General features: G+C 50.2%; 12 protein-coding genes and 2 pseudogenes. 10 read left to right on the plus strand and 4 right to left on the minus strand.

Annotated elements, in window-relative coordinates:
* Positions 1 to 27: 27 nt before the first annotated feature.
* Positions 28 to 1,214, plus strand: a protein-coding gene (locus JMI88_RS24930; protein WP_201364671.1) for an IS630 family transposase whose coding sequence is annotated in 2 segments (ribosomal slippage) — positions 28 to 469 and positions 469 to 1,214 — 1,188 coding nt in all. Because the reading frame shifts where the segments join, the coding sequence is not laid out codon by codon here.
* A 51-nt stretch (positions 1,215 to 1,265) separates the two neighbouring features.
* Positions 1,266 to 2,051, plus strand: coding sequence for an IS6 family transposase (locus tag JMI88_RS24935; protein WP_201364672.1), 786 nt, complete (start codon positions 1,266 to 1,268; stop codon positions 2,049 to 2,051).
* Between the two features lie 533 nt (positions 2,052 to 2,584).
* Here the strand turns inward: JMI88_RS24935 and JMI88_RS24940 are convergent.
* The 4 genes from JMI88_RS24940 to JMI88_RS24955 form a co-directional block, all read right to left on the minus strand.
* Positions 2,585 to 3,364: a sugar phosphate isomerase/epimerase family protein gene (locus tag JMI88_RS24940; RefSeq protein ID WP_201364673.1), complete on the minus strand. Its 780-nt coding sequence runs from the start codon at positions 3,362 to 3,364 to the stop codon at positions 2,585 to 2,587.
* Positions 3,361 to 4,368 (minus strand): Gfo/Idh/MocA family protein, encoded by a 1,008-nt coding sequence (locus JMI88_RS24945; protein ID WP_201364674.1) that lies wholly within the window; start codon positions 4,366 to 4,368, stop codon positions 3,361 to 3,363. The genes JMI88_RS24940 and JMI88_RS24945 overlap by 4 nt, the downstream gene beginning before the upstream one ends.
* 64 nt (positions 4,369 to 4,432) lie before the next feature.
* Positions 4,433 to 4,813 (minus strand): cupin domain-containing protein, encoded by a 381-nt coding sequence (locus tag JMI88_RS24950; protein WP_201364675.1) that lies wholly within the window; start codon positions 4,811 to 4,813, stop codon positions 4,433 to 4,435.
* A 128-nt stretch (positions 4,814 to 4,941) separates the two neighbouring features.
* Complete coding sequence (locus JMI88_RS24955; RefSeq protein ID WP_201364676.1) at positions 4,942 to 5,637, minus strand: GntR family transcriptional regulator; 696 nt, start codon at positions 5,635 to 5,637, stop codon at positions 4,942 to 4,944.
* Between the two features lie 491 nt (positions 5,638 to 6,128).
* On the opposite strand from JMI88_RS24955, the gene JMI88_RS24960 reads away from it, so the two are divergent.
* The 8 genes and pseudogenes from JMI88_RS24960 (at position 6,129) to JMI88_RS25000 (ending at position 14,075) form a co-directional block, all read left to right on the plus strand.
* Positions 6,129 to 7,361: a Tm-1-like ATP-binding domain-containing protein gene (locus JMI88_RS24960; RefSeq protein ID WP_201364677.1), complete on the plus strand. Its 1,233-nt coding sequence runs from the start codon at positions 6,129 to 6,131 to the stop codon at positions 7,359 to 7,361.
* Positions 7,362 to 7,372: 11 nt separating this feature from the next.
* The gene (locus tag JMI88_RS24965) at positions 7,373 to 8,200 is read left to right on the plus strand and encodes a phosphoenolpyruvate hydrolase family protein (RefSeq protein ID WP_201364678.1); all 828 of its coding nucleotides are present in this window, start codon (positions 7,373 to 7,375) and stop codon (positions 8,198 to 8,200) included.
* A 110-nt stretch (positions 8,201 to 8,310) separates the two neighbouring features.
* Entirely contained in the window at positions 8,311 to 9,744 is a 1,434-nt protein-coding gene (locus JMI88_RS24970; RefSeq protein ID WP_236023057.1) for an ABC transporter substrate-binding protein, read from the plus strand.
* A gap of 22 nt (positions 9,745 to 9,766) precedes the next feature.
* On the plus strand, positions 9,767 to 10,705 hold the full coding sequence (locus tag JMI88_RS24975; RefSeq protein ID WP_201364679.1) for a carbohydrate ABC transporter permease: 939 nt from the start codon (positions 9,767 to 9,769) through the stop codon (positions 10,703 to 10,705).
* Positions 10,706 to 10,829: 124 nt separating this feature from the next.
* Positions 10,830 to 11,720, plus strand: coding sequence for a carbohydrate ABC transporter permease (locus JMI88_RS24980; protein WP_201364680.1), 891 nt, complete (start codon positions 10,830 to 10,832; stop codon positions 11,718 to 11,720).
* A gap of 300 nt (positions 11,721 to 12,020) precedes the next feature.
* Positions 12,021 to 12,714: pseudogene (locus tag JMI88_RS41165) on the plus strand (IS3 family transposase); the annotation flags it as partial.
* Positions 12,715 to 12,828: 114 nt separating this feature from the next.
* A pseudogene (locus JMI88_RS40855) lies at positions 12,829 to 13,004 on the plus strand (reverse transcriptase N-terminal domain-containing protein); the annotation flags it as partial.
* Between the two features lie 726 nt (positions 13,005 to 13,730).
* The gene (locus JMI88_RS25000; RefSeq protein WP_201364683.1) at positions 13,731 to 14,075 is read left to right on the plus strand and encodes a hypothetical protein; all 345 of its coding nucleotides are present in this window, start codon (positions 13,731 to 13,733) and stop codon (positions 14,073 to 14,075) included.
* Positions 14,076 to 14,391 lie beyond the last annotated feature (316 nt).

Genomic DNA, 14,391 nt, shown 5'->3' on the forward strand with positions numbered 1-14,391 from the left:
AAGAATAGTTTTTGCAAGGAGAGACAGATGAGAGAGCGCCCCCACAAGTATGAGGTCACATTGAGCGAGGAACAACGGTTTCTGTTACAACAATTGCTGGCGGGAGGCAAGGCACCCGTCAGGCAACAAGCGCACGCTCGTATCTTACTCAAAATCGACCAGAACGCTCCCGGTCCGCGCTGGACCGATGAGCAAGTAGCCGAAGCATTTGAGATGAGCCGCTACACCGTGATCCGTATTCGTGAGCGCTTTGTCACCCGCGGCCTGGATGATGCCCTCAACCACCGTCTCCATACCCAAACACGAGCCCGAGCCCTGGATGGAGAGCAAGAAGCCCATCTCATTGCCCTTTCGTGCAGCCCATGTCCTACCGGCCAAGCCCGCTGGACGTTACGTTTTCTAGCTGATCGTATGGTGGAACTGGGCTATGTGGAACACGTGAGTCACGAAACCGTGCGCAAAACGCTCAAAAAAACGAGCTCAAGCCTTGGTTAAAACAATGCTGGTGTATTCCCCCAGAAGCGAGCGCCGCCTTTGTCTGGCGCATGGAAGATATCTTAGAGATCTACACGCGTCCGTTTGACCCACGCTTTCCACAGGTGTGCATGGATGAAAGTGCCAAACTGCTGCTGCAGGACAAACGAGAAAGCCTGCCCATGCAACCGGGCCAGCCTGAGCGGGTCGATTACACCTTTGAATCAGCAGGGATGCGCAAGCTTTTTCTGGCATGTGAGCCGCTGGCGGGCAAGAGATTCGTCAAAGTGACAGAGCGCCGGACAAGCGAGGATTGGGCTCATTTCATTCGTGAACTCGTCGATGTCCAGTATCCGAAGGCAGAGAAAATTGTGCTGGTGATGGACAATCTCAACACCCACACACCATCTTCCTTGTATTCCACCTTTGCGCCGCCGGAAGCCCTTCGCCTCCTCAAGAAATTGGAAATCCACTACACGCCCGTCCATGGGAGTTGGTTGAATATGGCCGAAATTGAGCTCTCTGCTCTGGCCCGCCAATGTCTTTCCCGTCGCATTGGGACACAGAAGGAACTGGAGCGAGAGGTCTTGACCTGGCAACAGAATCGCAATGAGGAGGCCATCACTGTCAATTGGCGTTTTACCACCGCTGATGCGCGTATCAAGCTCAAACGGCTTTACCCATCCCTTGAGAAAAAGAAGTCGACCTCTCCAACAGGCAATGTTGCAAAGAATGATTGACAGAGCAGTAAACTCTTCTTTATTTGGGGCATCGCAGGGGAGCCCTTCATCATGAACAATGCGAGTCCGTTCAAATGGTGTCACTTTGAAGCTGAGATCATTCTTTTGTGCATACGCTGGTACTTGCGGTATGCATTGAGCTATCGTGACGTAGAAGAGATGATGATGGAACGGGGTCTGCACGTCGATCACACCACGGTCTATCGCTGGGTCCAACGCTACGCACCCGAACTGGAGAAGCGTTCCCGGTCGCATCTGAAAGCCTGCAATGACTCGTGGAAAGTCGATGAGACGTACATCAAGGTTAAGAAAGTTTGGATGTATCTCTACCGTGCCATGGATTCAGATGGCAATACCCGAGAGTTTCTCTTGAGTCCAACGCGGGATGCCGAGTCCGCCAAGCGCTTTTTCGTCAAAGCGCTCGCATCGACTGCTCGATCAGTTTCTCAAGCGTGTCCGGTTGCAGAGCAGGTAGCTCCACCCACGACTCCGACTGACACCACAATCATCACGTCACCTCCTCGCGTGATCAATGTCGACAAGAACGCGGCGTATCCCAAAGCAATTGCTGAGCTCAAAGCCACTGGAGTGCTGCCTCAGCACGTGGAATTGAGGCAGGTCAAATATCTCAACAATCTCATCGAGCAAGATCATCGGTTCATCAAACGCTTGACCAAGCCAGGGATGGGCTTTTTCTCCTTCGAAACAGCCTGGCGAACCGTCCAAGGCTTCGAGGTGATGAACATGCTGAGGAAGGGGCAGGTACAAGGAGTGAACAAAGGAGATGTACAAGGGCAGGCCGCACTGGTCGCCAGACTCTTTGGAGTTGTTGCCTAAGCTGAACAAGGAGAGGCATACCACGCTCATCTTGTTTCTTCTTATTTCTTGCAACACAACCTGCTATTTGGCTTCGTGGGAGAGAGCGCACACCTTGTATGTTATTGTGAAAAATGGTCCTTTCTTCTTTACACGAGAGTCTCATATAAAGAAGAAAGGACCATTTTTCTATGCTGGTTTACACGTCAATGGTATCTAGCGTGATCGTCGAATGCCGATATCGTACACATAGTGGAATTTGACACTTCACCCGGATCAAATCCGGGGGATTCTTCTTTCAGCCATCCGACGCGCCCCATGGTCTTGCAACCAGGAGGGAGAGGCCAGGTGTCCAGAATCGTTGCACAAACCGAGGTTTGCAGGTTCCCGTATGCCCTACGGTACCAACACCATACATGTGTGGATGTTTGAAGCCAAACCGACCGTGAGGTGGGTCATATGCCTCATCGCCCACAGGAGGCTCTGTTGCAGTGGCTTCCTTTCTCTACACATGGGTAGAATGACTATTCTACTGTTTTGTCAACAAGGAACGCTCATTCATCCCCTCGCCTGAAGGCAGGGCTTTCTGAGCAGTTTTTTGTAAGAAACCGTGCACAGGTTTCCATGGCCCCCGTAAGATCGTCGCCGCTTTCTTCATCGGCACAGAGCCATCCCTGGTATCCGATATCATGCAGCGCGGCGAATACGGGTGCAAAGTCAATGGTCCCCTTCCCAAGCACTTTGAATTCATTCCTGGCAATATCCTTGATATGCATGTTATCGAGGACCGCCCGGTACTCGCGAATGACGCCTCCGATATCGTCGATGCCAGACTTGACCAGGTGTGCGGTATCAATGGTCAGCTTGACCGATTGGTCACTCACCGCATCAAAAAAGACGGCGAAGTCCTGGCGATACATGACTGGCTGGTTATAGTGATGGTGGAGCGATAACACAACCCCATGCTGTTGCGCTTCTTTACCCAGATCTGAGAGAATGTGAGCATAGCCCTGAATATCGGCATGTGACAACCCCTCTCTGGGTTGCGCATGGCAAAAGACGATCCGTTCCGATCCGACACTCTGGGCGAACGTGAAGAGGGCACGCAGATCCGCAATGCCTGCTTCGTCTAGCAAGCCTCCAGTGATCAAGCCAGAGGCAAGAGCACTGGCGTCATCTCCCCACTGATCAAGGAAGCGCTCCGGCTGAGCAATATACTCACGGTACTGACCGGCCTTCAGTTGTAGGCCGTTATAACCAGCAGAGCGGAAGTGCGAGAACAGCAATTGTTGCTCAGTTGCATCCGTCGTTGGTTTGGAAAAAGCCATCTTCATAGCGGTGTGCCCTCGAGGAACGTTACAATTTGCTGTGTCTCTGCTGATCTGTAGGCACCATCCAGTAGAGCAACCGTCTTCAGATTATCGCGACCACTATTCGCCGGTTCACCACCCTGTTCTATCGCTGTCAACAACTGGTCCAGGCCGGTAAAGGACGCCTTTGGTTTGTTGTTGCCACGATAGGGATTCTCCCATTGCTCACGAGGTGTACTGCGGTTGTCTCGGTCAAACAAACTCATCTCATTATAGGTAAGGACCAGTTCCCCTGTTTCACCAAGAATAATTGTTTCCGTTCTTCCCCTGGGTGCCGAAAAGCTTTCCACATAAGAGACCAGAGTGTCCTGGGAGAAATTCACCGTAATCGATGCCTCAGTCTCGCCTGTGCATTGAATGGCCTTCGATGAATTGAGCGCGCAGGTCAATGATGTTGCTTCGTCACCCAGAATCCAGCGAAAACCATCGAACCAGTGAATACCCATAATCGCCAGAGCGTGCCGTTGCAGCTGGATACGCCACCCTGAGTCCTGACGGAACATCAGGTCTTGATGCACAATAGCGGCAACGTGGCCGATCCTTCCCTGTGCTACTTGCTGACGAGCCATCTCAAAGGGATAATGATAGCGGAAGTTCTGGTTGACCGCTAGCTTCACGTCAGCCTGTAAGCATGTGTCGACCATATGTTGAGCATCCTGATAGCTATCGGCGAAGGGTTTCTCAACGAAGATATGTTTGCCTGCGGCGGCAAGCGTATCGACGACCTGCTTCCGAACGTTTGTTGGGGTACATACCACCGCGACGTCCCATTCGGCTCCCTCAATCATCTCTTCAAGAGAAGAAAAGCCCTGAGCGAAACCATATTTCTGTTGTGCCTCCTGCACATGTTCAGGAACGGTATCGCATGCAGCTACGATCTGAATCCGTTCAGGATGGGGCAGGTAAGCGTCAAAATGCATACGTGAAATATTACCACAACCAACAATGGCGATACGAAATTGCTTCATCTTTGATTGAACTCCTTTACCTTGTCGTTGATCCTTCCGCGTCTAATTGTACTATTCTATTCTATTAAGCGATTTCATCCCCTTCTAAACTTTCCGCCTGTCGATCGGCCGACGAAAAGGAGATGACAGCTACGAGCGGTTCTGTGCTCGTGCATCGGGCCCAGTGGGGGATACCACGTGGAATGCGAATGACCGAGCCAGGAGCCAGTGAGAAGATTTCATCTCCCAACTTGTGTTCACATTCACCTGAAATGACGTAGAGCAGTTCCTCACAATTGGGGTGGAGGTGCAATGGATTGCGTTTTCCTGGATGGATCGTGACAATGCCGAATGTTTGCTCCGCTCCCGGCATCTGAGACGCGCCGACTAGCCATGAGAGGTTTCCCCAACTGAGCCGATCTGTGTTCTCTTCCTGCACCTGTCTGATTACATCATTCTTGTCCAACAAAGACTCCTTTCATAATGCGCTTCATGAAATACATTGGCATATATGTATAAAAATGGCAGCAGATGTTTACTGCTATATCAACGTGGACAGCCCATACCACTGCCATCAGGATAAATACAAAAGGATCAGGAGAGATCCTCCTCTGGTGCCTCCGATGACTGGAGCAACGCTACCATTGAGTTCCGAACGCCATCAATGTGCTCCTCCATCAGGCGAGCTGCCAGATCAGCATCGCGTGCTTCCAGTGCCGCCAGAATTTGAGGTCTTTCAAGCGCAGTGCGTGCTACAACCTGTGGATCCCGATTAGCGCCCAGACGTACAATCTGAATCTGTCGTTTGAGGCGACCAATGGATTCTATCAGCGTCTCGTTTTTCGACATCTGGGCAATAGTATCGTGAAAACGCTCATCGGCGATGCTATACGCCGCCATATCATCCTGTGCCAGAGCCTGTTGCGTCTCATCCAGGATAGCGCGAATCTTGTGCAAGTCCTCTTCTGTTAACGAAAGGACTGCTAGGCGCGTGGCCAATCCTTCAAGGACTTTGCGCACCACATACAGATCATTCACCTGTTTGGCCGTGAACATACGCACAAAGTTGCCGCGATACGGGCGACGTTCGACGAGTCCCTCTTCGACCAGCGTGGCAATAGCCTCGCGCAGGGGAGTCCGGCTTACCGCCAGATCATTTGCTAATGAGCGCTCATCGAGTTGTGCCCCCGGCGGAATACGGCCCGATGCGATCAGATCGCGAACTTTATAGTAGATGCGTCGATTAAGGGGATGATGCTCCAGTTCGTTCATCATGGTGCTTTCTTCCATAGTGTTCCTCCATCAGGGTTCTCTATTTACGAATATTTTACTCTATTTACGGCGCTTCAGGCGCCGATTGAACGCTCGCCGTTCATCTTCCACCAGCCCCTTCCTGATGCGGAACTATTGACTTGGTATATTGTATATTGTATATTCTAGCATAAAGATAAGTTTATGACAACCGGGATAGAGAATTACCCTATGCGTTGCTAGCCTTCGCTCCCGCATAGTCTGCTCAGTACAGTGTTGTATGTGCGATAGTGGGCGTGATGAGAGAAGCGACCGATGGGTTATGTCAATGCAGCTAGAACAAATAGGAGGAGAACAATGGAGTATCTCTCTTCATCGAGAGCATTCCTAAATATGCTGATCGTCATACAGCCGGAGAGTTATACATTCGTTTTCCGATTACGCGCATAATTTTCCTCTTGTGAATGAGCACCAGTATTTTTATATGCTTTATTGAAGATTAAGAGATGCAGAAAGGGGAATCTAAGAGCATGGCAACGGTTGTACTTCTGGGAACGCTTGATACAAAAGGTATCGAGTACGAGTTTTTACGTACCTCTATACAGACTACTGGATGTGATGTCATCCTTATCGATGCGGGTATTAAGGGAGTGCCCTTGACCAGCCCCGACATTTCACGGGAGGAAGTTGCTAGAGCAGTTGGTGCAGATGTTGCGCAGCTGGCCGCCGCAGGAGATCGTGGTGTCGCGGTAGAAACGATGGCACGTGGTGCCACAACCATCATCACCGATTTATTTGCTCGCCAGCGTCTCCATGGGGTGCTAGGACTTGGAGGTACCGGAGGGTCATCGCTGGTCACGCAGGCTATGCGATCGCTTCCTGTTGGCGTCCCGAAACTCATGGTATCCACCGTCGCATCAGGCGACACTCGTCCCTATGTAGGGGCACTTGATATCACGATGATGTATTCTGTGGTTGATATTGCAGGCATTAATCGTATTTCCGAGCGCATCCTTAGTAATGCCGCCGTAGCTATTGCAGCCATGGCCAGGAATTATGCAGAATTTCTGCCAGCTGCATCAACAAAGCCTCTTGTGGGTGCAACCATGTTTGGCGTCACCACTCCTTGTGTCAACGAAGCCCGTAAGTACCTGGAAGAGCGAGGTTATGAGGTTCTGGTTTTCCACGCTACTGGAACGGGCGGCCAATCTATGGAAGCCCTGGTTAATGGAGGTTTTCTCGCAGGGGTACTCGACATCACGACGACCGAACTTGCTGATAACCTTGTTGGAGGTGTATTTAGCGCGGGACCAGAGCGATTGGAAGCAGCAGGCAAGCATGGTATTCCGCAGGTTGTCTCGTTGGGAGCGTTGGACATGGTAAACTTTGGGCCAATGGACACCGTCCCCGAAAAATTTCGCCAGCGTACCCTCTATAAGCACAACCCGACAGTGACATTAATGCGTACCACACCTGAAGAATGTGCTGAGCTTGGTCGTACGATCGCGCGCAAGCTGAATCAAGCACAGGGACCTGTCGCTCTCTTTATTCCCTTGAATGGTATTTCGTTGATTGCCACCCCCGATGGAGCTTTCTACGATGCCGAAGCAGATCACTGCCTTTTTGAGAATTTGAAGGCAGGACTGGAGAGCCATGTTGAGGTCCATGAACTGACTATGGATATCAATGATCCGCGTTTCGCGCAGGCTATGGCCCAACGTATGGACGAATTGCTTGCGTCTCAAGCAGTAGCCGCGCACTAAGGAGAAATACTATGGAGAGAGCTGAAGCGCTTCGGCGTCTGCGAAATACCATTCAGTCTGGTGGAGTGATTATCGGTGCTGGGGCGGGAACGGGCTTATCGGCCAAATGTGTCGAGGCTGGTGGTGTTGACCTCATTATCATCTATAATTCTGGCCGCTATCGCATGGCTGGCCGTGGTTCACTGGCAGGTTTGATGCCATATGGTGACGCTAATGCCATCGTCGTTGATATGGCCAGTGAAGTGTTGCCGATTGTTGAGCATACGCCGGTGCTTGCGGGTGTCTGTGGTACGGATCCATTTCGTCTCATGCCATACTTCCTGAGGCAGCTTAAGGACCTTGGCTTCACAGGTGTGCAGAATTTTCCTACGGTAGGTCTCATCGATGGAACCTTCCGACAGAACCTGGAAGAGACAGGTATGAGCTATAGTCAGGAAGTGGAAATGATTCATCAGGCGCATGAACTGGATCTGTTGACCTCACCATATGTATTTTCGCCGGAGGATGCGCGTGCAATGGCGCAAGCTGGGGCGGATATTCTGGTGCCACATATGGGATTGACGACAAAAGGTTCAATCGGTGCGCATACAGCCCTGACACTGGATCAATGTGTCGAGCGCGTTCAGGCCATGCATGATGCAGCTACATCTGTCAATCCGGATATTCTGGTGCTTTGTCACGGTGGTCCAATTGCAGAGCCTGACGATGCGGCATATGTGCTGGCTCATACTCGCGGTGTCGTTGGCTTCTTCGGCGCATCCAGTATGGAGCGCCTACCAACGGAGGTTGCAATGACCGAGAACACCAGACGCTTTAAACGGATTCGGGCCGGGAAGTAGTAGGTGATGCTGGCGTTCCCGTTTTTAGACCTGTAAAGAGCATCACAGAATCAAGATCATGGATAGAAATGTCACTGCATAGCTGGAGAAAATAACGAGCGCAGCATAGCATGTCTGTTGGCAGTGGCAACTGGACATTGAAGGGGTATAGCGTCAATGACACGGTGGGGGATCGAATCGTTAACGTGGTACCCCTTCTCATGATAGCTCTCTATGAGAGAGAGGAGCATACAATGAAGTCGATCAGTCGACGAACCTTTCTCAGTGGAACAGGTGGTCTGATCGTGAGTGGTGGCGTAAGCGAGATACTCTTGAGTGGTTGTGCCCCGGCAGTCAACACGGGCGCGAAAAAAGTGCTCAAGGCCTGGGTATTTTCAAGCGGACGCTATAAATGGCATGTGAAATCCTGGAAGCTCTATCAGCAACGGAAAAACCCGGATTTTGTGATTGACTGGACTCTTCTGCCCTACCAGCAGATGCACGACATGGTGTTGATCACTTCGCAGGCCGGTTCTGGTGGGCCCGACATCGCAGATATCGAGATCAGCGCATTTTCACGTTTCATCAAAGGGGATGTTATTTTTGTTGATTTGACCCCCCGGTTGCAGCAAGCGGGCGTGTTGGATGATTTTTACGGGCCCTCTGCTCTCGCGCCTTGGAGCTGGCAGGGCAAAGTGTATGGACTGGGGAGCCAGCTGAATACCTGTTTTCTGGCGTACCGCTGGGATTTGCTAGAGAAAGCTGGTGTGAAGACGCCATTTATCACCTGGGATGATTTCGCTGAACAGGCAAAGCGCTATCATCAAAATACCGGTCAATATCTGATAGATTTCCCTTATAATGATTGGACCAGCTGGTGGGTGATGGCTTTGCAGCAGGACAGTGGCTTCTTTGGGCCAGACTCAAAACTCACCTTCACCTCTGCACAGGGCCTCAACACGTTACAGTATCAGAAGCAAGCGATTGATAGTTGGTCGGTATTACGTCCTCTGGGTCAGTCGTACAATACCGCTCTATCAACTGGTGCGATTGCCTGTGTCATGGGACCTCCCTGGAACTTTGGAAGTCAGGTTGAACAGGTAGCAGCCAACACCAGTGGCAAGTGGCACGTACAACCTCTGCCACGCTGGACGCCCCATAGCTCGCCGACCGCTACCTGGGGAGGAACGGGTACCACAACCCTTAAAACATCACATTATCCTGACGAAGCTATAGATTTTATCCTGTTTGAACATACGACTCCCGATGCACTCTACTTTGACTTTGCAGCACGCCAGATCTGGCCAGCATATAAACCAGCTCTGCTAGATCCCCGCCTGAATGAGCCACTTGCTTTCTTTGATCATCAACGTGTTGGCAACTTGATCAGGACCCTCTCACCTGAGATTAACAAATGGTACACCTCGCCTTTCTGGTCTGAGACCACTGATGCGTTCGTGCGTAAAGCCGTGACACCATGTTTATTGCAGGGGAATGCACCCGAAGCGGCACTGCTGGCTGCGCAACATGAGGTCAATCGTATTGTCAGTCTGGAAACCGCATAGTATCTATAGGGAGGTATAAACTATGGCCGTCACAGATGCAGTCCTTACAACGAACGTCACAAAAGCTACGAAGGCGTGGTGGCAGCGTTATCAACGTAGAATGGCGCCATATATTTTCATCGCGCCTTTCTTCATCATCTTTCTGATCTTTGGGGTCTATCCGATCGTTTATTCGTTCATATTGAGCTTTTTTAAAGGCTTTGGTTTTGATAACAAGACCTTTTTTGGCCTGGGCAACTATATGCTTCTCTTTCAAGATCCTCGCTACTATAGTGCGGTACTCAATACAAGCGAGTATGTGCTTGGCAATGTGCTCATTCTTGCGCCTCTGGCGCTACTGCTTGCGGTTGCACTTAACTCGGCATTTGTACGCTGGAAAGGACTCTACAAAACAGCGCTGTTCTTTCCAATTATTACATCCTCGGTGATTATCTCGGTGATCTTTGCGCGGGTGTTTGATATGAAGTATGGCTTGCTCAACGCGCTGCTGAGTTGGTTCCATATTGGTGCTGTCGGCTGGCTCTCTAACAAGCCTATCGTGATGCCATCCTTTATCCTGATCGGAATCTGGACGAATCTGGGTATTACGATGCTCTTCTGGCTGGCGGGTTTGAATGGAATTGATCAGCAGATTTATGAAGCAGCATCGATTGATGGTGCCGGACGTTGGCAGTCTTTTTTTCAGATGACGTTGCCGCTTCTGCGTCCTGTGACGCTTTTTGTGGTGATACAGATGATCATTAGTTCCTATAATTTGTTTGCCGAACCACTTTTGCTGACGAATGGTGGACCATCCGATGCATCTTTGACGATCACACTCTATCTCTACAACCAGGGCTTTGAAAGTCTGAATGTTGGCTACGCAAGCGCAATTGCCTATACAATGACCGCGCTACTCCTGATCCTTTCCATTCTCAATATTAAGTTCTTTGGTGGCTTTGGTACAGCTGCAGATTCCTAGCGTGACCATATCCTCTCTTTATCCGAGAGGCACAGGATGATAGCACAGACAAGCGTTCTACATCATGTCTGTAACTGTACATAGGGAGACGTGTATCTGTGCGAGCGTAAGAAAGGATAAGCTCATGGCACATACAAAATTGAGTATGTCGGAAACCCGCATGAAATTTATCGGTATGTCGTTCTCTCTCAGGAATGGGCGATTTTACCTGGGAGCTCTGTGTATTAACCTGGTCTTCCTGGTTTTAATTGGGTTAACTGTATTTCCATTCCTCTATATGATCTTCAGTGCGTTTAAGCCCAACACTGAGATTTTTGGAGTACCGCTGACCTTCTGGCCTGCGCATCCAACGCTGGCAAATATAGCAGCTCTCCTGACGCAATTTCCTTTTGCTCGCTGGTTCCTTAATACAGCTATTGTAGCTTTTGTTGGCACATTTTTATCGGTGGCTTTGAGTTCGCTGGCGGGTTTTGCATTCGCGAAATACGATTTTCGCTTCAAAAACGTTCTCTTTTTTGTCATGCTGGCGACTCTACTGATTCCCTATCAGGTGTTGTTGTTGCCACAATTCCAGATTATCCGTGCTCTTCACTGGTTTAATACGTATCAAGGTTTGATTATTCCACGTGCTGTGGGAGCCTTTGGTATTTTCTTGATGCGACAGTATACAGTGAATGTACCCAGTGAACTGCTGGATGCAGCGCGTGTTGATGGTTCCAGTGAGTTTGGTATCTGGTGGCGTGTTGTGTTGCCTTTGGTGAGACCGGGGCTGGCTGTGCTAGGCATCCTTGCATTTACCGGTTTCTGGAACGATTTCATCTGGCCGATGGTTGTAACTACCGATACTTCGATGTTTGTCATTAATCTTGGTATTTCGTCGTTGGTCGGGACTTATGATGCTCAGTATGGTATATTGCTCTCGGGGGCTGCGTTGGGAGCATTGCCAATCATCATTATGTTTTTGTTCTTCCAGCGTCAATTCCTGACCGGTCTGACGCAGGGTGCGCTGAAATAAGAGCCTGTGGCAAGTTGTTAAAGAAGCCAGGAGTTCGAGACGGTGTTTTTGAACTTCTGACTTCTTTGTTTGCTGGCGTTATTTTTTATGCACTGAAGCTGTTTGCTCCATTTGGTGGCTGATCAGAGCACCCCTTCCATAGACATACGTGTGGACTTTGATATCCTTGAGTTCCCGTTGTTTTCCCATGACTTCACAAGTGCCGCAAAGTACATTTCAATTTCTTGCCGTGATCCTGCCCCGATTTGATAGAGTCCCGAAAGCTGAGATATACTCTATCAAATGAAGAAGAGGACCAACATGGGAAAAATCCAAAAAGTCTACACGCGAGAGTTTAAAGAAGAAGCGGTGCGACTCGCCCAAACGAGCGGCAAGCCGATCACGCAGGTGGCACGCGAGCTAGGAATCTCTGACACATCTATTCATCAATGGCGCAAGGAATTGGCTCAGCATGGTCAAGAAGCTTTTCCTAGCAGTGGGCACCAAACGACACTGGAAGAAGAAAACCGCCGCCTCAAACGCGAGTTGGAGAGAGTACATCAGGAGCGTGATATCCTAAAAAAGTAGTGAGCATCTTTTCACGGGAATCCAAATGAAATATCAGTTTATCGAACAGCAAAAGCAGGAATTCCCCATTATCGTCATGCGCCAGGTCCTGGGTGTTTCAGAAAGTGGCTTTTATGCATGGCGCAAGCGTCCAGACTGCCGGCGCAAACGAGAAGATGCTCACCTTCGCACCCAGATTCGGCAGATATTTACCACGCATCAAGGCAGATATGGAAGCCCGCGCCTGCACGCTGAGCTGAAAGACCAAGGGAAACGGATCTCTCGCAAACGGGTGGCTCGGCTGATGCGTGAGGCGGGGCTGGGTGCCAAAGGAAAACGACGTCGAGTGATCACGACCCGCAGAGACGTTTCCCATCCTGTGGCTCCCAATCTCTCACAGCGGAATTTTACGGCAACGGAGCCCAACACAAAATGGGCCACAGATGTGCGCCCGTAAGGTACGTTTTGTAATGTCCTGGAAAGGACTACGGGTAGAGAGATCCCGTATGACCACCGAACGGATGCTGGTGCGGTTTCTCACGTTGAGGATGAGTGGGAGTCCATTGATTGGAATACAACTCACCAAAACGTGCGTCGGCTCCAAATGCGTATCGTTCAGGCAACGAAGGAAGGCAGATGGGGCAAAGTTAAAGCCCTGTAACGTCTCTCACCCACTCATTCAGCGGCAAAGCACTTGCCGTCAAACGAGTGACGGAAAACCAAGGCAGAAAGACTCCCGAAGAAATACTTCACTTCCTTCCTGATTGTCATGAACGACTTCATCGCCAAGGGTTAACCGTCTCGAAACCGCTTCCCTCCCGGGGCGTTAGAAAGGCTTGAGCGGCATGCAGGGAAACTTGCACGTGCCGTTCTTAGAGGGCTTGGAGGCGGTAACGCCTCCCGGCTACTCGGCGAGCCGACAGAAAAGGACTGACAACAGTACCTCGCTGGCGGCCTGCCCTACGGGGAGACCCATGATGCTTGAAAGGGGTGCGCACTCGAATTGGGCAAAAAACTTCACCCTGATTCGCCCGATGTGGGGTGTTTTGTTACGCGAAAGAGAACGTACAGCAGCGATTTTTCTAGCTTTTGCGTTTCCATAACACTTGTGTACGAAACAGGGGAAAAACAGACATCCTTCAGTTTGACTGCAGATCACACAAGGGACACAATTCTGGGTGGGCATTGTACGACTAGAACCAATTTTTGGCGCGTCTGAGAAGCAAAATACGATATATATTGTTGATCTCTCTGACCATATCAGACCTTAACATTGAGCTACGATACCTCTCTCATGAGTTGGTGGGGGCATTTCGCGTGTGAGCGATTGAAAGTACTCCCTCTATGTAGAATAAGTCTTTCTTGCGTAGTATATTGCGTCAGTAGTACGTTACGTCATCTTTTGTACATTCATATGGTTGAACGGAGTACACCATAACCATATGTGAGAAAGAAGGAAGTCTCATGGCTGGCTTTAATGTTACGGCCCTGGCCCTGGATCAGAATGGAAGCCCGTCGCGTTTCACCGTTGCGGTCTCTGTTACAGATAGCGATGGGTTAGGGATTCAGAATCTGAGCGAGAATAACTTTATTGTGCGTAATATCGCCAGTGATACCGATCTCACTGTTGCAGAGCTACGCAGCGCAGGTTTGCCAGGTTTCTATCGCCTCTCGCTGAGGGCAGATCCGATGACAAAGGCGGGAAGGCATGTACTTGCTCTTGTTGTAACGAGTCCTCATCAGGTAATGGGACGTGTTCCTGAGCCTATAGAAGAGGCCCATACTCTGGTACAGGTGAGTCTGGCATAGGCGTATAAACGGTATCGTGAACCTTCTCGATCGATAGCGGGAAGGTCTATCGAATGTGCTTCTTCATGACACAAATGCTGATCAGAATGCTCGTACCGCCGATTGATTCTATGCAAGGCCTGGGTGATCACCAACAACGCTGTTGATGGTCAGCCAGGCCTTGCATTTTGGTGAGAGAAAGAGAACGCACAGCAGCGATTTTTCCAGCTTTTGCGTTTCCACAACCCTTGTGGACGAAGCGGGGGAAAAAGAGACATCCTTTAGTTTGACTGCAGATCACACAAGGGAGATGCCATACGGTATTGTCAACTTGATG

The organism is Dictyobacter formicarum, from assembly GCF_016587435.1.

Excerpts from the sequence above, each read along its gene's own strand:
- JMI88_RS24975 (WP_201364679.1), top strand. The coding sequence starts at position 9,767 with ATGGCCGTCACAGATGCAGTCCTTACAACGAACGTCACAAAAGCTACG.
- JMI88_RS24965 (WP_201364678.1), top strand. The coding sequence starts at position 7,373 with ATGGAGAGAGCTGAAGCGCTTCGGCGTCTGCGAAATACCATTCAGTCT.
- JMI88_RS24935 (WP_201364672.1), top strand. The coding sequence starts at position 1,266 with ATGAACAATGCGAGTCCGTTCAAATGGTGTCACTTTGAAGCTGAGATC.
- JMI88_RS24980 (WP_201364680.1), top strand. The coding sequence starts at position 10,830 with ATGGCACATACAAAATTGAGTATGTCGGAAACCCGCATGAAATTTATC.
- JMI88_RS24945 (WP_201364674.1), bottom strand. The coding sequence starts at position 4,368 with ATGAAGCAATTTCGTATCGCCATTGTTGGTTGTGGTAATATTTCACGT.
- JMI88_RS25000 (WP_201364683.1), top strand. The coding sequence starts at position 13,731 with ATGGCTGGCTTTAATGTTACGGCCCTGGCCCTGGATCAGAATGGAAGC.
- JMI88_RS24960 (WP_201364677.1), top strand. The coding sequence starts at position 6,129 with ATGGCAACGGTTGTACTTCTGGGAACGCTTGATACAAAAGGTATCGAG.
- JMI88_RS24940 (WP_201364673.1), bottom strand. The coding sequence starts at position 3,364 with ATGAAGATGGCTTTTTCCAAACCAACGACGGATGCAACTGAGCAACAA.
- JMI88_RS24970 (WP_236023057.1), top strand. The coding sequence starts at position 8,311 with ATGTCTGTTGGCAGTGGCAACTGGACATTGAAGGGGTATAGCGTCAAT.
- JMI88_RS24955 (WP_201364676.1), bottom strand. The coding sequence starts at position 5,637 with ATGGAAGAAAGCACCATGATGAACGAACTGGAGCATCATCCCCTTAAT.